The organism is Sutterella seckii (assembly GCF_009183815.1).
GTDB lineage: Bacteria > Pseudomonadota > Gammaproteobacteria > Burkholderiales > Burkholderiaceae_F > Sutterella > Sutterella seckii.
In genome coordinates, this window is record NZ_WEHX01000284.1 from 1 (window position 1) to 257 (window position 257).

General features: G+C 55.6%; 1 pseudogene. It reads right to left on the reverse strand.

The window, feature by feature from the left end:
* A pseudogene (locus GBM95_RS12185) lies at window positions 1-248 on the reverse strand (IS3-like element ISPpr7 family transposase); the annotation flags it as partial.
* Window positions 249-257 lie beyond the last annotated feature (9 nt).

Consider the following 257-nt stretch of genomic DNA (forward strand, 5'->3'; position numbering starts at 1 on the left):
TACTTAAGCGTACGGAAGAAGGACTCCGAATACGGATTGTCGTTGCTGACTCGCGGACGACTGTGCGAGAAGGTAATTCCGTTCTTCTCAAGCAAAGCCAAAGTGGGAGCGGCCTTCATGCTCGCACCATTGTCTGAGTGCACGACAAGCTGTCCGGGCTTGATTCCGTATCGCCTGAAGGCATCCCCGAGAAAGCGCACGGCGAAGTCGGCATTATCAGCCTCGAAGACCCTGGCGCTCACAACCATGCGGCTGTA